This window comes from Kitasatospora atroaurantiaca (genome assembly GCF_007828955.1).
In the GTDB taxonomy this organism is placed as follows: Bacteria; Actinomycetota; Actinomycetes; order Streptomycetales; family Streptomycetaceae; genus Kitasatospora; species Kitasatospora atroaurantiaca.
Window position 1 is genome coordinate 2,907,673 of the sequence record NZ_VIVR01000001.1, and the last position, 21,734, is coordinate 2,929,406.

General features: G+C 70.0%; 13 protein-coding genes and 2 pseudogenes. 5 read left to right on the forward strand and 10 right to left on the reverse strand.

Going from position 1 to position 21,734, the window contains the following annotated elements; all coding sequences use genetic code 11:
• Nucleotides 1-39 precede the first annotated feature (39 nt).
• Nucleotides 40-705: a VanZ family protein gene (locus tag FB465_RS13365; RefSeq protein WP_246192648.1), complete on the forward strand. Its 666-nt coding sequence runs from the start codon at nucleotides 40-42 to the stop codon at nucleotides 703-705.
• On the opposite strand, the gene FB465_RS13370 is transcribed toward FB465_RS13365, so the two are convergent.
• From FB465_RS13370 to FB465_RS13385, 4 genes are all read right to left on the reverse strand, one after another.
• Entirely contained in the window at nucleotides 674-1,447 is a 774-nt protein-coding gene (locus FB465_RS13370; RefSeq protein WP_145790581.1) for a hypothetical protein, read from the reverse strand. The two genes, FB465_RS13365 and FB465_RS13370, sit on opposite strands and share 32 nt — an antisense overlap.
• 208 nt (nucleotides 1,448-1,655) lie before the next feature.
• Nucleotides 1,656-2,180, reverse strand: a complete 525-nt coding sequence (locus FB465_RS13375) for an SMI1/KNR4 family protein (protein ID WP_145790582.1) — start codon at nucleotides 2,178-2,180, stop codon at nucleotides 1,656-1,658.
• Between the two features lie 45 nt (nucleotides 2,181-2,225).
• A complete protein-coding gene (locus tag FB465_RS13380) occupies nucleotides 2,226-13,358 on the reverse strand; it encodes a LamG-like jellyroll fold domain-containing protein (protein ID WP_145790584.1) in 11,133 nt (3,710 codons plus the stop codon).
• Nucleotides 13,359-13,529: 171 nt separating this feature from the next.
• On the reverse strand, nucleotides 13,530-14,027 hold the full coding sequence (locus tag FB465_RS13385; protein ID WP_145790586.1) for a type 1 periplasmic-binding domain-containing protein: 498 nt from the start codon (nucleotides 14,025-14,027) through the stop codon (nucleotides 13,530-13,532).
• Nucleotides 14,028-14,283: 256 nt separating this feature from the next.
• On the opposite strand from FB465_RS13385, the gene FB465_RS13390 reads away from it, so the two are divergent.
• Nucleotides 14,284-14,466, forward strand: coding sequence for a PspC domain-containing protein (locus FB465_RS13390; protein WP_145790588.1), 183 nt, complete (start codon nucleotides 14,284-14,286; stop codon nucleotides 14,464-14,466).
• Nucleotides 14,467-14,611: 145 nt separating this feature from the next.
• On the opposite strand, the gene FB465_RS13395 is transcribed toward FB465_RS13390, so the two are convergent.
• The 3 genes and pseudogenes from FB465_RS13395 to FB465_RS36915 form a co-directional block, all read right to left on the reverse strand.
• Nucleotides 14,612-15,100 carry a hypothetical protein gene (locus tag FB465_RS13395; RefSeq protein WP_145790590.1) on the reverse strand — a complete coding sequence of 163 codons (489 nt, stop codon included), beginning with the start codon at nucleotides 15,098-15,100 and terminating at the stop codon, nucleotides 14,612-14,614.
• A 229-nt stretch (nucleotides 15,101-15,329) separates the two neighbouring features.
• Entirely contained in the window at nucleotides 15,330-16,478 is a 1,149-nt protein-coding gene (locus FB465_RS13400) for an adenosine deaminase (protein WP_145790591.1), read from the reverse strand.
• A gap of 112 nt (nucleotides 16,479-16,590) precedes the next feature.
• A pseudogene (locus FB465_RS36915) lies at nucleotides 16,591-16,719 on the reverse strand (MarR family transcriptional regulator); the annotation flags it as partial.
• A gap of 56 nt (nucleotides 16,720-16,775) precedes the next feature.
• Between FB465_RS36915 and FB465_RS37925 the strand changes: the two are divergent.
• Nucleotides 16,776-17,225: pseudogene (locus FB465_RS37925) on the forward strand (hypothetical protein); the annotation flags it as partial.
• A complete protein-coding gene (locus FB465_RS13410) occupies nucleotides 17,129-17,509 on the forward strand; it encodes a hypothetical protein (RefSeq protein ID WP_145790593.1) in 381 nt (126 codons plus the stop codon). The pseudogene FB465_RS37925 and the gene FB465_RS13410, both read left to right, overlap by 97 nt.
• A 23-nt stretch (nucleotides 17,510-17,532) precedes the next feature.
• On the opposite strand, the gene FB465_RS13415 is transcribed toward FB465_RS13410, so the two are convergent.
• Entirely contained in the window at nucleotides 17,533-18,489 is a 957-nt protein-coding gene (locus FB465_RS13415) for a LysR family transcriptional regulator (RefSeq protein WP_425461171.1), read from the reverse strand.
• A 63-nt stretch (nucleotides 18,490-18,552) separates the two neighbouring features.
• On the opposite strand from FB465_RS13415, the gene FB465_RS13420 reads away from it, so the two are divergent.
• A complete protein-coding gene (locus FB465_RS13420; RefSeq protein WP_145790597.1) occupies nucleotides 18,553-19,875 on the forward strand; it encodes an MFS transporter in 1,323 nt (440 codons plus the stop codon).
• Between the two features lie 119 nt (nucleotides 19,876-19,994).
• On the opposite strand, the gene FB465_RS13425 is transcribed toward FB465_RS13420, so the two are convergent.
• Together FB465_RS13425 and FB465_RS13430 are read right to left on the reverse strand one after the other, a co-directional pair.
• Complete coding sequence (locus FB465_RS13425; protein ID WP_145790598.1) at nucleotides 19,995-21,272, reverse strand: thymidine phosphorylase; 1,278 nt, start codon at nucleotides 21,270-21,272, stop codon at nucleotides 19,995-19,997.
• Nucleotides 21,273-21,368: 96 nt separating this feature from the next.
• The gene (locus FB465_RS13430) at nucleotides 21,369-21,734 is read right to left on the reverse strand and encodes a cytidine deaminase (protein WP_145797327.1); all 366 of its coding nucleotides are present in this window, start codon (nucleotides 21,732-21,734) and stop codon (nucleotides 21,369-21,371) included.

Sequence of the window (21,734 nt, forward strand, 5' to 3'; positions counted from 1 at the left end):
CACGGAACCGTTCGCGCGCCGGTCGGCGTCCTTCCCCGCGTGCAGCGAGATGGCACCACCACGCGCCCCGAGCGCGAGACCGGCGCACGGGCCGGGGACGACCCGACCGACATGGCGTACACCCCGCCGCCCGCGCCGGGAGTCTCGCAACGGCTGCGGGCCCTCGGGCTGCTGCTGCTCACGGGGTACCTGGCACTGGTCGGCTGGCTGGTCCTGCGCCCGCTGACGGCCGGCTGGACCTACCCGGCCAACCTGACACCGTTCGCCTCCGTCCACCAGGCGCTCGCGGTCGGCGGGCTCGCCGGCGCACGGCAGCTGGCGGCAGGGCTGGTGCCGCTGGCGCCGCTCGGCGTGCTGCTGCCGCTGGTGGCCTGCGGGCTGCGGACGGCCTGGCTGCCGTCCTTCCTGCGGACGGTGGGCAGCGCCGCGCTGCTGGCCACCGGCCTGGAGATCCTCAAGAGCTGGACGCCGGGCCACGTCCTGAACGTCGACAACATCCTGCTCGGCACGCTCGGGGTGGCCCTCTGCCACCTCGCCGTCGTCCCCGCCGCCCGGGCCTGCCTGCTCCGCGAGCGCCCGCCCCGGGCCCGAGTGAGGGAAAGGACCGGGACCGTCGCCGTCACACACCCCCGGACGTACGAACTTGCGGCCCCGGCCCCCTCGTTGAGCAGCCTCAGCCCTTCAGGTACTTCGACGCGTCGATGACCAGCGCGGCCTTCGGCGGGGTGACGCTCACGGGCTGACCGAAGTCGCTGAAGGTCATGCTGCCCGGCTCCTTGCCCTTGCTGGACAGCTCCAGCAGGTACGGCTCGCCTTCGGCCGCGATCGCCAGTTCCATCTTGTCCTCGCCGTCCTGGCCCGTCAGCACGACCGCGTTGACCGAACCCACCTGCTTGGTGCCCGCCTTGTTCGCCCCGGCGGTGTCGTCGCTGCCGTCCTCGTTCTTGCCGAGCGACTTCAGGACCTGCAGACCCATGTCACAGAAGCCCGCAAGCTCCTTCACGCCGGCGGACTCTCCCTTGCCCTTCAGGTACTTGCCCGCCATGGTCTTCGCCGAGCCCTTGGCTATCGACTTCTCCCAGAAGACACTGTCCGGCTTGATCCAGACCGTGTCGGCAGAGCGCAGGACGTCGAACTTGCCCTTGTCACCCATCGAGATCTGCCCCACGCAGGCGCCCGACTTGTCCTCCGCGACCGAACCGACCAGGTGCTCGCCGTCCGTCATGATGTCGAAGGTCAGCTTCGCCGACGTCACCTTGGCGCTGGCCTCCTGGGCCTTCTTGATGATGTCCTGCGCCGACAGCGCCGCCAGCCCGGTCTCCGTGGGCGAGGGAGTCGCCGAGGGGGCTGCGGCAGAGCTCTTCGAGTCGAGAGGCCCGCAGGCGGTCATCCCCGCAACGCCGACGGAGCAGAGCAGGGTGGCGGCAAGCAGCCGTGAAGCGCGCATGAGCATTGTTCCTCAAAGAGAGTGATGGATACCCCTCGCCCGCGCAGCCGGCCCCCGCGCGGTCACCCCCTCACGCACGGCCCCGGGCAACGGTCACACGAGCGGCGCCCTCATCCTGCCACCTGCTCATCTCCTCACCACCACCCACCACGGACACGGGTGACGGGAGAGACGAACGCTCTCCCGTCACCCGACTACCGACTACCGACTACCCCCAGATCGAGGCAAACTTCGGCCTGCCCCAAGGGTAATCCTCAGGGAAGACCTCAATCTTCGTCGAGCCCGAAAGGATCTCTACCAGGAATTGCAGGATCCCACCCTCGAACTTTACCCATTGAGGACCGCGAGGCTCATTCACCAGAAGCGTCCATCGATTGGGATCACCAAGCGGGTCCCGCACCCAGAAGACCCGATTCCCATTGTCCGTCCCGCAGACCGGGATCAGCAGAGCCTCGTCGCAAGGAATCTCATCACCGGCGCGCTTCAGGATACGAAACGTGAGACGTGATGCCTCGATCTGAGAACGGAGATCAATGGTGGAGATCTGCGACTCCGGATAGATCACTGTCAGGAAATCACCGAACAGCCCCGGCGGGTAGTGCGATGTCAGCTCCTTGTAATCGTCGGGGAGTGCAAATCCCAGACTCTCCTCAAGCGAGTCCCAGTCAACCTGCTCCCCAGCGTACGAACCTGGGGGGCACATCTGAACAAGACGTTCCAGCAGAGCAGACACGACAACTCCCGAGATCTCTTTCCTGGCGCTGAGAATGATCCTACCTCAGTACATCCCACCCCACCCTGCGCCCCCGGCAGTGCGCACCGCAGCAGCAGGATTCGTCAGCCATGCGGACAACTGGAACCCCTGGCTGCCGTGGGCCTCCATCCTCAACTCGATAGGAATCGGATTGGACCCTTCATACACCGGCGTCACGGAGTACTGCACAGTTTCACCGCCCTTTACGGCGTCATATATCGGGCCTTCCACCAAATCTCTCATCAGCGGCGTGTTGATGGGATCCTGAGTCAGCGTGACCAAGTTCTGTCGCGCGTTCTTACCCGTACCACGGCCACCGAGGCGGCCCGCAAGAAGGTGCCCTCGTGCCTCATTGAAAAGCGTGCCGTTCCCACGCCAGCCGGGCGGCTTCAAACTCCCCGCCTCGGACCCGGTGCCCTTCTGTACGCCCGGAATCTTGAGCATCCCTGGCCGCACCGAAGCCGAAACCCCGGTCGGACGCCCCAGCTCATCGAGAGCTCCGTATCTGACGCTGCCGCCGGCACCGTACGTATCGCCACAGTTGTGGACGAGGACGGGAGTGGTGCCTGCTTCCACAAAGTACGTGTGGAGGTCACCAACAGTCAGGTCATATGTGGTGGTGTCGGCATGGTAGCGGTGAACACTCGTGACCTTGGCGGCGCCCGTAGGAGTCTGGAGTGAGTCTCCGACCCTCAGATCCTTCGCTTCGACGAACGCCTGCTGGGTCTCGTCGTAGAAGGGGTGGGTGAAGGTGGTGGTGAGAGTCGCTTCCTGAGCCGTCGAGCTCGACCGCTCCGCGGCCTGGGCCGGCTGGGCAGGGGCGGATGCCCAGAGGCCGATCGCCGCGACGCCGGCGGCCAGACCGAGGAGAGCCTTGGACCAGCGGCCACCGCTTCTCGGTTCCTCGGCAGTCCGGGTTTCGGCAGACGCGGTCGGGCTGGTGGTGACCGGTGCGATCTTCAGGTCGACGAAGTCGTGGTCGGTGGTGGTCACGATGACATCGGTGACCGTGTGGGTCTCAGTACCTTCCTTGCCAGGAACAGAGTTGGTGATCCGGTCGCCGATCTTGACCTGATCGATCGGCTTGGTCGCGTTGTCGGCCATGAGCACCGGCGTCGCGCCGGTGAAGCTGTGGCACCCGCTCTTACCCCCGAGGGCGCCGCCCGCCGCGCCGAACGCACCGCCCATCTTCGCGCCGTCCACCGCTCCGCTGATTCCGGCGCTGGCCGCACCGGTCCACGAGCAGTTGTTGCCGCAGCTGAGTCCGTAGCCCGCGGCTCCGCTGACAGCGCCACTGACGCCGCCGATCGCAGCACCCTCGATGGCACCGGTAGCGAATCCCGGCAGGATCTCGCCGAGCGCCGAGGAGGCGAGCTTGCCTCCGAAGGCGCCGCCCAGAGCCCCGCCGACCGCACCGCCGATGGCACCGACGGCCAGAGCCGTACCGAATGCACTTCCCGAGCAGGCGCCGGGCAGTCCCTTCATGCAGTTGACGGCCTGGCCGGCCGCCGCGCCCGCAGCGCCGGCAAGGGCGCCACAGCCTGCTATCGCGGCGACTCCACCGACACCACCCGTGAGGGCGGCGGCACCCGCCTCGCAGCCGAGGAAGACACCCACCGAGACCGCCATCGAGGCGATGCCCGCCGCGTGGTCCTTGACCACCTTGACCGCTGCGGCAGCTGTCTTGGCCACTGCCTTACCGGTCGCCTTGGCGGCATGGACCACCGCCTTGCCGACCGTGTGCACGACGTGCGAGGTGGCCTTGGCAGCCGCGTGGTAGGCGGTCTTCACCACGTGGACCGCCGCCTTGACGACCCTCCGCACGGTTCTGACGGTGTTTCGATAGACACGTCGTGCGCTTCGGTAGACCCTTCGGCCTACGTCTGCCACGTGGTGGACCACCGCCGTCACGGTGCGCTGGACGGTCTGGACGACCTCCTGGGCGACCTGGGCGACGTAGTGGTAGGCGCGTTCGGCCTTCTCCTCGACCCAGGCAGCAGCGGAGCTCACATAGGAGCTGGCGGTGTCCCAGGCGCTGGAGACGGTGTTGACGACAGCGGAGCCGACCTTCTTGGCTCCGCAGACCACGTCGTACCAGGAGCAGTGACCGTCGGGGTCGGTACCGGCCAGCGGGTTGTCGTTGACGTAGGCGAAGGGGTTGGCGGAGACCGAGGTCGGCGCCGGGTTGAGCTCGACGGTGTCCTTGTTGAGGAACTGGCCGTTGCCGGGGTTGTACCAGCGCGAGCCCATGTTGACCTTGCTGGTCAGCGCGTCCGTCCAACCGGACTGGAAGCCGAGCTGGCCGATCAGTCCGGAAGTCGCGGTGACGTTGCCCAGCGGGTTGTAGGTCTGCGAGCCGGTGAGCGTGGTGGAACCTGCGGCGAACTGGCCGATGACGTCGTCATGCTGGTCGGTCATCGCGAGCCGGCCGGTGGACGCGGCCCCACCCGGGGTGTTGACGCCGATCAGGTTGCTGCCCGGATCCCAGGTGTAGGTGTTGGAGCCGTCCGAGGCCACCGAGTTGGAGCTGCCGACGTACTGGAAGGTCCGGGTACCGGTGACCCCGTTGGCCGCAGTGATGACGCGGCCGCCGGCGTCCAGGTTGTACGTCTGCTGACCGGCCACGATCTGCTGGCCGAAGGCGTCCGAGGAGTAGGTCGTCGGCTGGCCGCCGGTCCTGTCCTCGGTCATCGTGCCGCGGGCTGAGTAGACGTAGGTGTGCTGGCCGTCGGAGGTCAGCTGGTCCCGCTGGTCATAGGTGTAGACGCTTGAGCCGACCTGGATGCGGTTGCCCGACGCGTCGTACGAATAGGCCGTGTTGGTGGTGCCGTTGTTCCAGGACGTAAGGCGGTTGGCCCAGTCGTAGGTGTAGGTGTTGGCCGCCGCACCCGCGACACCGGTGGTGGTCTTCGAGGTGAGGTTGCTCTTCACGTCGTAGCCGTAGGTGATCGACGCGAGCGTCGAGGCACCGTTCGTCAGGGTGTCGCCGGTGAGCCGGTGACGGTTGTCGTACGTGAAGGTCCGGTTCTGCCCGCTGGCCCCGTAGCTGATCGAGGTCGGGAGCGACATCGAGTTGTAGCTGTAGGTCAGCGTGTTGCCGGTCGCCGGGTCGGCCAGGGTGGCGAGCCGGCCCGCGTTGTCGTACGTGTAACCGGTGGTCCCCGCCGCGTCGGTGCGCGAGCTGAGCAGGCCGTCCTTGCTGTAGGCGAAGGTGCTGTTGCCTGCCGAGCCGCTGGCAGAGAGCAGGTGACCGCGGTCGTCGTAGCCGAAGGTCTCGCTGGTGGAGGCCTGGAAACCGGTCTGACCGACCGTGCCGGCGGCCGCGGTGTTCGCGGTCAGCACCTGGCCCAGCGCGTCATAGGTGAACGAGCGCGTGGCGGTGGCGACCTCGGCGCCGGAGCCGGACTGGGAGACCAGGTTGCCGGTGTCGTCGTACGACATCGTGTAGGTGACGCCACCGGGCTGGTTCACCTGGGTGAGCTGGCCGAGCTGGTCGTAGATGTAGGTCGACGTACCGTCGGCGGCGTTCGGGAAGGCGGTGGTGGCGGGAGCAATGACGCTCTCCCGCGCGCCCCAGGTGTTGTAGCTGTACTTCCAGGCATTGCCGCGGCCGTCGGTGAAGCGGGTCCGGTGACCCACCGCGTCGTAGCCGAAGGAGGTGGTGATGGACGAGGTGGCCGAGACCGGCTGGACCTCGTTGATCATCCGGCCGTTGGTGTCGTACGTGAAGGTGGAGGTGTGACCGGTCGCGTCGGTGGCCGAGAGCAGGTTGCCCACGCTGTCGTACACGTTCGAGGTCTGCGCCAGCAGGTTGCCGGAGGCGTCGTACTGCTTGGCGTACGAGGGCTGGTCGGCCGCGTTGTACGAGATCTCGGACCAGGTTCCGTCCGGCGCGATGGTCTTCTGCTGGTTGCCCTTGTAGTCGTAGGTGTACCGGGTGATGTTGCCCACCGGGTCGGTGGTCGAGGTGAGCTCGCCGAGCCGGTCGTAGCCGTAGGAGATGCTGCGTCCCTCGGCGGAGGTCTGCGAGGCGAGGAAGGCGCCGTACGGGTTGCCGCTGGTCACCGCGTACGAGCTGGTGCTGGTCACGGTCTGCGCGGTCGGGTACCGCTCCAGGGTGGTGGAGGTGAGCTGGCGGCCCATCCAGTCGTAGGTCGCCTGGCGGACGGCACCCGAGACCTCGGTGACCGACAGCCGCTCGCCGTTGGTGTCGTACGTGTAGCGCGTGCTCCTGCCGTCCGGCGTGGTCTCCTGAGCCAACTCGCCGCGCTGACCGAAGAGGTAGCTGCTGTACTTGCCGTCCGGACGGGTCGCCTTGACGACCTCGCCGAGCGCGTCGTACGTCTGCGTGGTGGTCGCGGTGATCGGGGTGGAGGAACCCGGCGGGGTGTAGTTCGGGTCGGTGGTGGAGGTCTCCTCGCCGTTGGCGTCATAGGTGTGCTTCACCACGTTGCCGTTGGGGTCGAGCTGCTCCACCTCCTCACCGAAGGTGTTGAAGCCCATGAACGAGGTCGGCGAGGCCTGGACGGGGGTGCCGCCGACGTTCTCGACCGTCGTGGTCGGGGCCGAGACCATGACCTGGTTACCGGCCTCGTCGTAGTCGAAGTCGGTCTCCTCGCCGTTCGGGTCGAACATCATCTTGACCAGACCGCGCTGGTCGTAGGTGTAGCGGGTGGTCCGCTGGCTGGAGGAGCCGACGGTGCCGCCGGTCCGGCCGTTGGCGTAGAGCGTCTGCGCCTCGGTGGCGCTGACCGCCCGCTGGTAGACCTGGACGTTGCCGATCTGGCCCTTGTGGAAGTCGTACGGGGCGCCGGTGAGCGGCTTGGACTGGCCGATGGTGAGCCCGCCGGTGCCCGTCCACGGGCTCGGGTTGGTACCGGAGCCGGCCAGCGCGCCGTTGACGTACAGCTTCATGGCGCCGTTCGAGGAGTCGAAGACACCGACCAGGTGGGTCCAGGTGTTGAGCGCCACCGAGGAGGAGCTCGCCGAGTAGTACGCGCTGGGGGTCTTCGAGTCCGAGCTGGTGGCGATGAACGCCCAGCCCAGGTTCTTGTCGTAGGACAGGTGGAACGACGGGACGTTGGTGCCGCCCTGGGTCACGAAGGAGTGCCAGGTGGTGTTGTCCGCGAGGTTGACCCAGGCCGAGACGGTGTACGACGAGGTGCTGTTGATCACCGGGCCGTTGGTGGAGATGGCTCCACCGGTCCCGTCGAAGGAGGCCGCGCCGCCGGACCAGGTGACCGCGCCGGAGGTGGCGGCGGTGTAGCCCGTGCCGGAGTTGTCCGTCACCGTGCTGCCCGAGGTCTGGTCGAGCTTCCACCAGCCGTTCGGGTGGCCGGACGCGTCCCCGTAGAGGGTGCGGCTCAGCGCACGGCCGGCGGTGTCGTAGCTGGTGGTCGTGGTGCGATCCCAGCCCGAGGTGTCGTGCTCGTTGACCGTGGCGACCAGGTCGTCGGGGGTGAAGGAGACGCTGGTGGTGCGGTTGACACCGCTCGGGTCGACGGTGGTGCTGGTGGTCCGCGAGGCGGCGTCCACCTGGTACTGCGTCACGGTCGCGCCGTTGCCGGTGGTCCGCTGGGTCAGGTTGCCGGCCGCGTCGTACGCGTTGGACTGCACCACGAAGCTGTTGGTGCCCGTGGAGTCGGTCCGGGTGACGGTCGCGGTCAGACCGTCATCCGTGTAGGTGTACTTGGTGGTGTTGCCCATCGAGTCCGTGATCGAGGCAAGCCGCCCGGCCGGGTCGTAGGCGCGGGAGGACTCGACCAGCGTGGTCGCGGGCGAGGGGTTGACCGGGTCGCCGGTGTAGTTGAGCAGGCTGCGGGTGAGCAGCTTGCCGCTGGAGTCGTAGGTGTACGTGTGGACGTTGCCCGCCGGGTCCGTCTCCTGGGTCAGGTTGCCCGCGGAGTCGAAGGCCATCGAGGTCGTCGCACCGTTGCTGTAGCCGGCGTTGCCGTTGGCGTCGGTGCGGCTGGCCACCTGGTCGTACTGGTTGTACGTGGTGGTCCGGGTGCGCGGCGCGTCACCGCCGGTGGCGTCGGCGACGGTCTGCGAGGTGGGGTTGCCGTCCACGTCGAAGACGGTGGTGGCGACGGCGGTGTGCGTCGCGCCGGTCACCTGGTCCGTGGTGGACGGGCTGGTCTCGCTTACCACCTGCCCCATGCCGTCGTAGACGTAGCTGGTGGTCAGACCGGCCGGGTAACTGTCGGAGATGACCGTCTTCCCGGTCGGCCGGCCGAGGCCGTCGTAGGTGTAGGTGGTCTTCAGCCCGGACGCCATGGTGGTCGAGGCGATGTCACCGTTGTGGTTGTACGCGATGGTGGAGACCGCCCCGCCCGGCGAGGTCACCTTGACCGGCAGACCGGCGGGCACGTTGCCGCTGTCTGCGGCCGGATAGGTGGCGGTGCCGTCGGCGAACACGGTGGTGGCGACCCGGCCGTTCGGGAAGCCTGCCACCGGCGGGGTGGTGACCGTGGTCCTGTTGCCCTTGGCGTCGTAGCCGTAGCTGGTCAGGTAGGTGTTGTCGGTCGCCGAGGAGGAACGGCCGTCACGCACCGTCAGCAGCACGTCGTTGCGCGCGTCGGCGGTGGTCAGCGGCGACGTGGTGGCGTCCGGGTAGTAGGTGAAGTACCTGGTGGAGCAGGTGCCCGCCGCCTGGTTCTGGCAGCCGGTCACGGAGACCGTGTTGCCGCGGACGTCGTGGCCGGTGGTGGTCACGTTGCCGTTCGGGTCGGTGACGGTGCGCATGAAGCCACCGGTGTCGTACCCGTAGCTGGTCTTGGCGCCCTCACCGTCGACCTCGGCGACCGCGCGGTAGCCGTTGGTCACGTCGTACTGGTGGGTCATCGTCTTGCCGCCGGGCATGGTGACGGTGACGCTCTCCACCGGCAGCAGGCCGGCGGAGTTCTTGGCCGACTGGAAGTGCGCAGTGGCCTCGGCGGCGGACAGCTCGGTCTTGTAGAAGGCGACGTCGGAGATCGAGCCGGGGAAGTAACCCCGCTCGTTGGTGGGCGCGCTGGGCCAGTTGTAGCTCTCGCCGGCGCCGATGTAGACGTAGCTCGTGAGCGAGTTGGTACGGGTGCCGTTGGTGTAACCGACCTGGACGCCGTCCATGTACAGCGTGGACCGGCCGCTGTTCGCGGCGAGCACGACGTGGTGCCACTTGCCGTCGTTGACCGTGCCCGGGGTGTTCACCTGCCAGGCGCTGCCGTACTGGTCCCAGAACTTGCTGTGCAGCTTGCCGTCGGTGCCGACGTAGAGGGCAGGCACCCAGTCGTTGCCGCGCGGGTTGGCGCCGGTCAGCGAGGAGCCCGCGTAGTCGAAGAGCACACCTCCGGCCGTGTTGCCGGCCGGCATGTTGAACCACATCTCCACCGAGTTGTCCCCGGTGCCGACCGTGGTGGAGGTCGGGAGCTGCACGAAGGAGGAGCTGCCGTCGAACTTGGCCGCCGTGGCGTCCGCGAACGGACCGGCGGTGCCGAGCGTCACGGCGTTGTAGGTGGCCTTGCCGTAGTTGACCTCGTCGACCGCGGTGCTGGCGCCGGCGGTGTCGCCGAGGCGCCAGTAGCCGGCCGGGCCGGAGCCCAGCACCGAGGAGCGGTAGACCTGGCTGGACCCGGCCACCGAGGGCTTGCTGATCTGCCAGACGCCACCGTTCTCGTCGGTCACCTGGTTGACCTGGGCCGAGTTGGTGTCGTACACGACGGTGGCGAACTGCTTGCCCGAGGGACGGGTGATTCCGGTCAGCAGGTTGCCGGTCTGCTTGCCCGCCGCGTACTGGGAGGCGATCTGGGCGGCCGTCAGGCCCTTCGGGAAGGTCGCGACCTGCGCGATGCTGCCGTTGAAGTAGGTGGCGTAGCCGGTGTTGTCGGTGGTGGAGTAGTGCGGCTCGTTCGGCCACTTACCGCCGAGGAAGCCCGCACCGATGTAGGTGTGGCCCTGCAGCGCGCTGGTGTAGCCGCCGCTGCGCGAGATCATGCCGTTCAGCGTGGAGCCGGTCTGGTTGCCGTCCAGGTAGAGCCGCTGGGAGCTGCCCGCGCCGGAGAGCACCACCTGGTGCCAGTTGCCGTCGTTCACCGTGTTGGTACTGACGATCGGCGCGACCCCGGAGGTGTTCCAGAACTCGGCCGCCAGCTTGCCGTTGCCGTCGACGTAGATCGACGGGGTGTACTGCGCGAGGCTGGTGCCACTGTCGATCGGCAGCGCCGAGTAGGAGAAAAGCACGCCGTTCACGGCGGTGGTCTTGAACCACATCGAGACCGTGTACTGGCTGGAGCTGCTGGCCAGGCTCTTGGGGATCTCGATGTAGGAGCTGGTGCCGTTGAAGCCCGCCGCAGTGGCGGTGCTGGCGGCCAGCGGGCCGGACTGGCCCAGCGTCACGTTGGAGTAGGTCGCCTTGTCGGCGCCCTCGTTGGTGTTGACCGCACTGGCGGCCGTGGTGGCGCCGGCGGCCTCGGAGAGGGGCCAGAGCGAGGACGGGCCGGCATCCAGCACCTGGGTCTGGAACTGCGAACCCTGGGTGTAGCTGTACTGGCTGCAGTTGACGTAGTCGGTGGGCTGGCAGACCGAGGTCAGCTTGTCGCCGGTGTAGTTGTACTTCCAGGTGAGCGCGGTGTTCCAGTCCGTGCCCGTGACCGGGTCGGTGAACACTGTGGCCACGTGCGGGCTGCCGGCGCCGGCCGGGGTGGACCAGGTCAGGTGCAGGGCCCGGCCGGAGACGCCCGAGGTCATGGTGGAGATCTGGCCGGAGGCCCAGGTGAAGTTCACCGCACGCGCGTTGGCGTCGGCGATCGAGGTGACGCCGTAGCCGCCGGAGCCCAGGCTCTGCGTGAAGGTGTAGACGGTGGCGTTCTTGTCGGTCAGCGTGTAGCCGCCGGTGATCGAGCGCAGCGAGGCGAAGCGTCCGCCCGGCGGTGAGTAGGTGCCGTCGGCGTTCTTGCCGAAGCCGACCTGGGAGCCGTCCGGGTAGCTGACGACCACGCCGGTCTGGACGCCGGAGGCGTTGTAGAGCTCGGTGGCCCGGGCGTCGTAGACGCTCGACCAGCCGGTGCCGAACGAGCCGGTGGTGCGGTAGTCGCGGGAGTTGTAGTCGCGGACGACCTCCAGGGCCGGGCCGGCGCCGGTGAGGTCGGCGTCCGTGACCGACTTGGTGAAGTTGCCGATCGCGGGGTTGAAGCCGCGGGCGTCACCGTTCTGCGAGAGCGAGGAGGTGAGGGACGGCTGCGGCACCTGGATGGCGAGCGCGGACCAGGGTGCGGCGGAGGAGTACAGCGAGCCGTCGTACGCCTGCACGGTCCAGTAGTAGGTCTGGCCCCACTTCAGCTTGCCGGACGGGACGGTCCAGCTGCCGCTGCCGGTCAGACCGGAGTCGACGACCAGGTTGGAGCTGGTGTCGTAGACGTAGAAGCGGTACTGGAGCGAGGTCGTGGCGTCGTCGTCGGCGAAGGCCTGGAGCTCGGGGGTGAGGGTGTCGGCGGAGTTGCCGCTGTCCGGGAAGGTGGCGTCGACCTGCGGGGGGACATTGCCGGTGTAGTCGTAGACGATCTTGGGCTCGATGCCGGGGTTGGCCATCGAACCGAACTTCTTCCAGTGGCTGGAGTCGTTGGTCGGCGCGTAGACGGCGAGACCGTAGTCCGGGGTGGTGCCGTTGGCCCAGTTCTGGATCGCGGCGTTGTCCAGCGTGACGATGACCCAGTCACCGCCGGTCGGGCTGAGCGTGGGGTTGGCGCAGGCGTGCGAGACGGTCGGCGTCAGGGTGCCGATCTGCGAACCGATGGACGGGCCGGGGTAGCTGGTCAGGCCGCTGGGCGTCCAGGGCTGGGTGATCTGGGCGACCGAGAACGACTGCGGGGTGCAGGTGGAGGCCCAGAGGTCGTACAGCCACAGGTGGGCGGAGATCAGCGAGACACCGGAGCCGTCGAAGGCGTCGTACCAGTCCTGCTCGAAGGCGCGCGCGGAGTGCGGGCCCGAGTCGTAGGAACCGATCTTGATGGTCGGTTCCATCGAGTGGTCGGCCTGCGGGATGTCGGCGCCGGTCTCCACGTAGGTGGTGTTCGGGCGGTCCCAGATGGACGGGTCCACGGTCACCGGGAAGACGCGCTTGGAGTCGTGCAGCCAGCCGGCGTCCAGAGTCATCCGCAGCGCGGGCTTGCCGCCGTCGGTGATCAGCTCATACGTCACCGCATGGGTGCTGGCGGGGTCACCGGAGGCCGGGTCGATCTTGGAGTCGTAGGCGTAGGCGGCCGGAATGGTCTCGACGGCCTTGCCCGAGGCGTCCAGCAGGTCGACGCCGCCGGCCGAGTTGAGCTTGGGGGTCAGGCCCTTGAGGTCCAGCGGGAAGACCCAGGAGTTGCCGGCGTTCGCCGAGTGCAGGACCACCGACTCCTTGACGCCCGAGGGGATCGGGGCGAGCTGGAGGTCGGTGTCGGGCAACGCGCCTGGGTAGGTGACGGTGGAACCGTCGGCCGTGCCCTCGACCGCCGCGGCGCCCTTGAGGCCGTACGAGAGGCTGTGGCCGGCGTCGACGCCGAACGAGGCCAGCGCGCCGTCCGCCGCGTGGGCGGCGAAGTCGACGCTCAGCGAGTTGGCATTCTGGTGGAAGCGGCCGTCGGCCTGCTTGGTGACCTTGGTGTCCACGGGCTGCCAGGCGCCCGAGGCGTCCTGGTAGTTGGTCTTCCCCTGGGAGACGCTGCGGCTGAAGGTGCCGTCGGCGTTCTGGTAGAAGTCCGAGTTGGCCGTCGACTTCTTCGCGTCGCGCTTGCTGGTCTTGGCGTTGAAGCCCTCGCGCTTGCCGCTGAGGCCGGTCTTGAAGTTGCGCGCGTACGGCGTGGACGCGTCCAGCTCGCCCTTGCCCTTGCCCGGTGCGTGACCGGCGCCGCCGCCCGCGCGGGTCTTGTCGGCCGACACCGCGTGGTCGCGGCCGGCGGCCGAGCCCGACTTCTGCTTCGGCAGGTCCCCCCATGACGGAGAGTCACCGGTCATCCAGGCGAAGAAGTCCCGGATGGGGCCCGCCGACAGCGGCGGGAGCGTCGCTCCCTGCGCCATCGCCTCCTCGGTCGTCAGCATCAGCGAGATCGCGGTGACCACGATCAGCGCCATGGTCCGCAGCACCTTGCGGTGCAGCGCACGCCGACGGCGGGAACGGAAAGGGCGAACGGGCATGGGGGACCCCAGGGAAGATCAGCAAGATGGCTCGCGCATCCCATCGGAGAGATCCACTTGTCGACAAGATGACAGGGGGAGTCTTTACCTGAGTTTGCGAAACCTTTGCTGAGCCCGCTCTGACCTGCAGTTATAAAGGTCGCGTAAGGACGAGCCGGGCCCCCTATCGGATCATCCCGAAGAATCCGTCACAAACCTCGCCACCGAGCCCCGCACGTCCGAGGACTCGTCGACGACCGTCAGATTGCCCGCCGAGCCGCCCTGGCCGACCACGGCGAACCGCACCTTCGGGTTGGCCGGCGCCACCGCCCGCAGCGCCTGCCCCTGCGCCTCGCCCACCCCGATCACCGCCGAGCACTTCTGCTGGAGCAGGGTGTTGGCGAAGATCTGCGCCCGTCCGGCCGACGCCTCGCCGGTCACCTTGAGCCACGAGACCTGCGTATGCGTCTTCGCGGAGGCGTCCTGCATCCCCGCCCAGACCGGCACGGCGGCCTTGCCCGCCACGCCCTGCCCGTCCGTCAGCAGGCAGACCCGGACATCGGTGTACTGACGGGCCCGGACCGGCAACTCATCCGCCTGGTCGTCCGACAGCAGGGCAAGCGTCACCACTCCCGCGACGAGCACCGCGCCACCGGCTCCGGCCGCCCACCACATCCGACGTCGGTCCATCCCACGACTCCCTCGAGCTCCGGGCCGGCCCGCGCCGGCCGACCACACGGAGCCGCGAGCATAAGCGGGCGTGCCGGGCCCCCGGCCTCGGGGGTCACCCTGAGACCGACCCTGAGCTCGGGATACGCCGACCCGGTGAGAGGTCGGGGGACGGGATCGGCTTCGGGGCTGACGTCTCCGGCGGGCCGGACAGGGAGGCTTGAGTCATGCCCACCGGAGAGACCGGCACCGGGCCGAGAGACTTCGGAGTCCCACCATGAGCGCACTCGCCCGCCCCCGTCACAACCGCGTCATCGCCGGTGTCTGCGCCGGGATCGCCGAGCGCTTCGGACTCACCCCGTGGACGGTCCGGATCCTGTTCCTGGCCTCCTGCCTGCTGCCCGGGCCGCAGTTCCTGATCTACCTGGCGCTGTGGCTGTTCCTCCCTCAGGAGCCGTGAACCGGAAGCCGTGAGCCGTGAGCCATGAGCCGCGAGCCGTGAGCCGTGAGCCATGAGCCGCGAGCCGCGAGCCGTGAGCCGAACGCCCGGAGGGCCGCCTCCCCATCGCTGGGGAGACGGCCCTCCGTCGTACGTCGCGTTCCGCTCAGCCGATGCCGGGCGCACCCGGCAGACCGCCGCCGAGGCCGCTGAGCGTGCCGACGACACCGCCGACCGGGGTCTTCTCCAGGCCCTGCGCACCCGGGACGGGCACCGGCAGGCCACGGGTGGCGCCGGTCGGCGCCGCCTCGGCCACCGGAGCGGCGGCGTCCGCGGCGGGCGCAACCTCTGCCGGGGCGGCCTGCGCGGCCGGCGCAGCCTCGACCGGAGCAGCCGGGGCCGGCTGGGCGGCCGGGGCCGGGGTGAGGGCGGTGGCGACACCCGGGTTGAGGTTGCCGGCGGCCTGGGTGACCGGGGCGGTGGCCGGCAGGCTGCTGGCAGCGCCGGTCACGGTGGAGAGCGCCGTGGGGTTGGTCAGCGCGCTGGTCGGGAGACCGAGCCCGCCGGGGGCGGCGGCAGCGGAGCCGGCAGCGGCGGCCGCGAACGCGACACCGAGTGCAGCGGTCCCGGCAGCCTTCATGGTGGCCTGCTTCATGAGTTCGTCCTCGAGTCCTCGTCGGTGGCCGGCGCGCGGGCGTGCCCGGGGGCACCGCCGCTACACCGTGTCAGCATTGACTGGCACACCGTAGTGACAACGTCGCATGCGGATCAAAGGGGCGTAACTCACACGGGTGATATGTCAGATGAGCACTCAAGTGCCGGGCTGGTGCGGGGCCCCGGCGACGGCCCCGAACCAGCCCGACGGATCGTCAGGCGACGGCCGGTCAGACGTTGCCGCTGAACAGCCACTCCGCCTTGAGCTCGGCGTAGCCCGGCTTGATCACGTCGTTGATCATCGCGAGCCGCTCGTCGAAGGGCAGGAACGCCGACTTCATGGCGTTCACGGTGAACCACTCCATGTCGCCCAGGGTGTAGCCGAAGGCCTCCACCAGGTGCCCGAACTCCTGGCTCATGCTGGTACCGCTCATCAGCCGGTTGTCGGTGTTGACGGTGACCCGGAACTTCAGCCGGCTGAGCAGCCCGATCGGGTGCTCGGCGTACGAACTCGCCGCCGCGGTCTGCAGGTTGGAGGTCGGGCACATCTCCAGCGGGATGCGCTTGTCACGCACGTACGCGGCCAGGCGGCCGAGCTCGACACTGCCGTCCTCGTGAACGGTGATGTCGTCGATGATGCGGACGCCGTGTCCGAGCCGGTCGGCGCCGCAGCACTGCAGGGCCTCCCAGATGGACGGCAGGCCGAAGGCCTCACCCGCGTGGATGGTGAAGTGGTTGTTCTCGCCCTTGAGGTAGTCGAAGGCGCCCTGGTGGCGGGTGGGCGGGTGGCCCGCCTCGGCACCGGCGATGTCGAAGCCGACCACGCCGGCGTCGCGGTAGCGGTTGGCCAGCTCGGCGATCTCCTGCGAGCGGGCGGCGTGCCGCATCGCGGTGAGGAGGGTGCCGACGCGGATCCGGTGGCCGGCCGCGCGGGCGTTCGCCTCGCCGAGGCGGAAGCCCTCGTTGACGGCCTCGACGACCTGGTCCAGGGTCAGGCCGCCCTCCAGGTGCTGCTCGGGGGCGTACCGGACCTCGGCGTAGACGACGCCGTCGGCGGCCAGGTCCTCGGCACAGTCGGCGGCGACCTTGACCAGCGCCTCGCGGGTCTGCATCACGGCGCAGGTGTGGGCGAAGGTCTCCAGGTAGCGCACCAGCGAGCCGGAGTCGGCGGCCTCGCGGAACCAGAGGCCGAGCTTGGCCGGGTCGGTGGTGGGGAGGCCGTCGTAGCCGCAGGCGGCGGCCAGCTCGACGATGGTCTCGGGGCGCAGTCCGCCGTCGAGGTGGTCGTGCAGGAGCACCTTCGGCGCGCGGGCGATCTGCTCGGGGGTGGGGATGCGGGGGCCTGTGGTGCCCGCGGTGGCAGGGGTCTGCTTCTCCATTGCGGGAGTGTAGCCCTACGCGCGTAGATTCGGCACGTCGATCACCGGCATGTCGCGGAAGATGAGCACCCGTTCCACCGAAAGGCCCAAGCCCGCGGAGGTCCGCCGGCTTCAGCCCGCGGACGACCTCCACCAGCGGGGCCGGCTCCGGCCGGCGAGCCGCGTCGGCGAGCGCCTCGCGCAGGGCCGCGTCATGGGTGGGCCGGGCCTCCTCCAGCAGCTTCGCCCCGGCCTCACTCACACACCAACCTCAGCAGGTCGTCCGTCCACCGCTACTGCAACGGGCAGAGCCTTCCACCCTCCTTCGGCGTCGCGGAGAGCATCGCGACGGCATGCGGCGCGACCACCGAGGAGATGGGCCGTCTCTTCCGGTTATGGGCCCGCGCGGAGGCCGAGCACAGGGTCGGCGGCGCCGCTGCCGCGGAGTCCTCCTCGGCCGCTCCGGAATCCGTGCCGACGGCCGATCAGCAGCCGTCTCGCGCCCACGGCGTCGGGCGTGAAGGCCTTCGACCGCCGTCCGCGCGGCGCCGATGGCGAACCGTCCTGATCGCCTGGGCGATCGTCCTCCTGGGAGCCACCACGCTCACGGGGAGCTCCGTCGCCGGCCGTCCGCAGCGGCCCGGCACCCCGCAGCACCTCACCGGTCCGATGTGGAGCCAGACACCGACGGACGTGCCGTCGACCCTCTTCGGCGTCACCATGAACAGCTCCAGCCCGAGGGAGGCGTTCCGACCCCGGCCGCGCTGAGACTGGAGGAGTTCCAGCGTTGGCTCCACCGGGCACGCATCCGGTCCTGTGGACAGGGGATCCAGGCGCGCCTCCCGGACAACGTCTGGCAGTGCTCCTTCACCGGGCCGACCCCGAACGGCGAGAAGGACTTCGTCGTCCGGTGGACGCCCGAGGGGAGCACCCGCATGACGGCGAGCCCGGAGGTCTCCGCCGTCGAAGGGCTCGACGGGAGCCACACGGCGGTCCAGGCCGGTGACACCATCACCGTCACCACCCGGCCGATACTCCTTCAACTGCGCTGACCGAGGCCAGGCAGGCATCGCCGTCAGTCGTGGTCCAGCAGTCGCCCGCGCCGGGAGAGGACGAAGTCGCGGAACGCCGCCGCAGGCGGCGTCAGCGGGCGGCCGGTGACCCAGGCGAGCCCGATCGCCCGCCGGGTGCGGGGGGCCGTGACCTCCAGCTCCACCACCCCCGGGCGCGGCACCAGGGCGGGCGGCAGCAGCGCCACCCCGAGCCCCGCCGCGACCAGCCCGCGCAGCGTCTCGGCCTCCTCGCCCTCGAAGGCGATCCGCGGGGAGAAGCCGGCCTCCGCGCAGAACCCGTCCGTGATGACGCGCAGCCCGTACCCCTCCTCGACCGCCACGAACGGCTCCTCGGCGACCTCCGCGAGCCGGATCCGCCGCCGGCCGGCCAGCCGGTGGTCGGCCGGTACGGCGAGGTGGAGCCGCTGCTCGTCCAGCGGACGGGCCGTCAGGTCCGGTGCGTCCGGCAGCGGCGAGACCAGGCAGAGGTCCAACTCCCCCGCCCGCAGCCGCTCCAGCATCGCCGCGACGTAGTCCTGCACCAGCTGGAAGCGCACCTGCGGATGCCCGGCCCGGAAGCCGCGCAGCAGCGCCGGCACCGCATCCGAGCCCATGGTGTGCAGAAACCCGAAGGCCACCCGTCCGGCCGCCGGGTCGGCCTCGGCCCGCGCCGCCTCGGCCCCGCGCTCCAGCTCGGCGAGCGCCCGCTCGACCGAGCCGAGCAGCAGCCGCCCGGCCCGGGTCAGCCGGACGGCGCGGCCCTGACGGGCCAGCAGGTCCACCCCCAGCTCGGCCTCCAGCCGGGCCACCGAGCGGGACAGCGTGGGCTGCGGCATGCCGAGCAGCTGCGACGCCTGCGTCACGTGCTCCAGCCGGGCCACCGCCGCGAACTGCGCCAGCTGCGGGGCCAGCTGGGCCGCAGGAGTGTCGGGGCCGAGGTCGGCGGACCGTAGCGGCTGCGAGCTGCTCTCATACGTCACAGCATGGATTATCGGCAAAACATGCATTGGACGCATCAACCACGGCAGTCCTACCTTCGGTACATGCCGCCTGCCAGTACCGGGGCATCCGCAGCCACGCTGCCGGGTGCCCTCTCCCAGCCGTCCCCCGACACCACCGCCGAGTCCGGTGCCGACCTGCGTCACCGCCCGGGTGACCGCGCCTTCCGGCGCTCCAACCTGGCACTCTTCGCCGCCGGGATCGCCACCTTCGTCCTGCTCTACTCCACCCAGGGCCTGCTGCCGATCCTCTCGGCCGACCTCGATCTGACTCCGGGCCAGGCCAGTTGGACCGCCTCGGCGGCCACCCTCGGACTCGCCCTCGCGCTGCTCCCGGCCAGTGCCCTCTCCGACCGGTACGGGCGGACGGCGGTGATGACCGCCTCGATGCTGGCAGCCTCCGCGCTCGCCCTGGCCCTCCCCTTCGCACCGGACCTCAGCACGCTGGTGGTGCTGCGGATCCTGCAGGGCGCCGCACTGGCCGGGCTGCCGGCGACCGCGATGGCGTACCTCGCCGAGGAGGTCCACCCGAGCGCGCTGGCCTCGGCGATGGGCCTGTACGTGGCCGGCAACAGCATCGGCGGCATGGGCGGACGGCTGGCGTCCGGCTGGGCCGCCGCCGCCTGGGGCTGGCGCTGGGGCCTGGCCACCTCGGCGGTCCTCGCCCTGCTGGCCGCGCTGGCCTTCCGCCTGCTGATCCCCGCCGCCCGCCACTTCCGCCCGGCGCCGGTGGACGGCCGCGCCCTGGCCCGGACCGTCTCGGGCCACCTGCGCAACCCTCTGCTGCTGCGGCTGTACGCGCTCGGCCTGCTCTTCATGGCGGTCTTCGGCGCGGTCTACAACACCGTCGGCTACCGGCTGGTCTCGGCGCCGTTCAACCTGCCGGAGTCGGTGGCCGCCTCGATCTTCGTGGTCTACCTGGTCGGCACCGCCTCCTCCGCGAGCGCCGGCCGCCTGACCGGGCGGCTGGGCCGCCGGGGCACCCTGTACGTGGCGATCGGCGTCACCGCCGCCGGGCTGCTGCTCTCCCTCGCCGACTCGCTGCCGTGCGCGCTGCTCGGCCTCGTCCTGATCACGGCCGGCTTCTTCGCCGGCCACGCCACGGCCTCCTCCTCGGTCGGCCGCACCGCGACCACCGGCCGCGCCCAGGCCTCGGCGCTCTACTTGATCGCCTACTACCTGGGCAACAGCCTCGGCGGCACCCTCGGCGCCGACGCCTACCACTCCGTCGGCTGGGACGGCGCCGCCGCCGTCGGCCTCACGGCCATGACCCTCGCCGCCGGCGTCACCCTCTACGCGACTCGCCAGGCCGTCCACGCCCGCAGGGCGAGCACACCCCGCAGGTCGGGCGCACCGGCCAGGGCCTGAGCACACCCGCCGCCCGAAAGGCCCTTTGTCAGGCTCGGCGCGCCGCCGGGCGCTCGTACCCGGCGGCGCGCCCTTTGGCTCGCTCGCCCTGCGTGCGACACGCACACAGGGCCTCGGCATCACGCGATGCGGTCGAGCACGATCGGGGGCGGGGTGAACGCCGTGCCCTCCGGGGAGACCTCGATGCCGCCGTCGAGGGCCTCGATGGCGTACTCGTAACGCTCCGGGGTGTCGGTGTGCAGGGTCAGCAGCGGCTGCCCCTTGGTCACCTTGTCGCCCGGCTTGAAGTGCATCTCGACGCCGGCGCCGGCCTGCACCGGGTCCTCCTTGCGGGCGCGGCCCGCGCCGAGGCGCCAGGCGCAGACGCCGACGGCGTACGCGTCGAGGGCGGTCAGGACGCCGGTGGCCGGGGCGAGGATGGCGTGCTTCTCGCGGGCGACCGGGAGGGGCGCGTCCACGTCGCCGCCCTGGGCGGTGATCATGCGGCGCCAGTGGTCCATCGCGGAGCCGTCGCGCAGCGCGTCGGCCGGGTCCTTGCCCTTCACGCCCGCCGCGGCGAGCATCTCGCGGGCCAGCGCCACGGTCAGCTCGACCACGTCGGCCGGTCCGCCGCCCGCCAGCACCTCGACCGACTCGCGGACCTCCAGCGCGTTGCCCGCGGTCAGGCCGAGCGGGGTGGACATGTCGGTGAGCAGGGCGACGGTGTTGACCCCGGCCGCCTTCCCGAGGCCGACCATGGTGTGGGCCAGCTCGGTGGCGTCCGCCAGGTTCTTCATGAAGGCGCCGGAGCCGACCTTCACGTCGAGCACCAGGGCGCCGGTGCCCTCGGCGATCTTCTTGGACATGATCGAGCTGGCGATCAGCGGGATCGCCTCGACCGTGCCGGTGACGTCGCGCAGCGCGTACAGCTTCTTGTCGGCGGGAGCGAGGCCGTCGCCCGCGGCGCAGATCACCGCGCCGGAGGAGCGCAGCACGCTCATCATCTCGTCGTTGGAGAGCAGCGCCCGCCAGCCGGGGATGGACTCCAGCTTGTCGAGCGTCCCGCCGGTGTGGCCGAGACCGCGGCCGGAGAGCTGCGGGACGGCGGCGCCGCAGGCGGCCACCAGCGGGGCCAGCGGGAGGGTGATCTTGTCGCCGACGCCGCCGGTGGAGTGCTTGTCCGAGGTCGGCATGCCGAGGGCGGACCAGTCCATCCGGACGCCGGAGCGGATCATCGCGTCGGTCCAGCGGCTGATCTCCCGGAGGTTCATGCCGTTCAGCAGGATGGCCATGGCCAGCGCGGACATCTGCTCGTCGGCGACCTCGCCGCGGGTGTAGGCGTCGATCACCCAGTCGATCTGAGCGTCGGTCAGCTCTCCGCTATCGCGCTTGGTCCTGATGACGGAGGGGGCGTCCATAGGTACTCCAGGAGGGTGGGTCGAAATGCGAAGAGTGTCGCGGGACGACCGGAATGGCCTTCTCGCGACACTCTACGCGCGTAACAAACAGAACGGCTAGAGCCGCTCCGGCCCGAACGCGTCGGGCAGCACCTCACTCATCGGCCGGACGCCCGAAGGCAGGTCGACCAGGAGCGTGGGCCCGCCGTGCTCGTACAGGAGCTGGCGGCAGCGCCCGCACGGCATCAGCAGCTCGCCGGCACCGTCCACGCAGGTGAACGCCACCAGCTGCCCGCCGCCCGAGGCGTGCAGGGCGGAGACCAGCCCGCACTCGGCGCAGAGGCCGAGCCCGTACGAGGCGTTCTCCACGTTGCAGCCGACGACCACCCGGCCGTCGTCCACCAGCGCCGCTGCCCCGACCGGGAACTTGCTGTACGGCGCGTACGCGTGCGACATCGCGTCGCGGGCGGCCGCTCGCAGCAT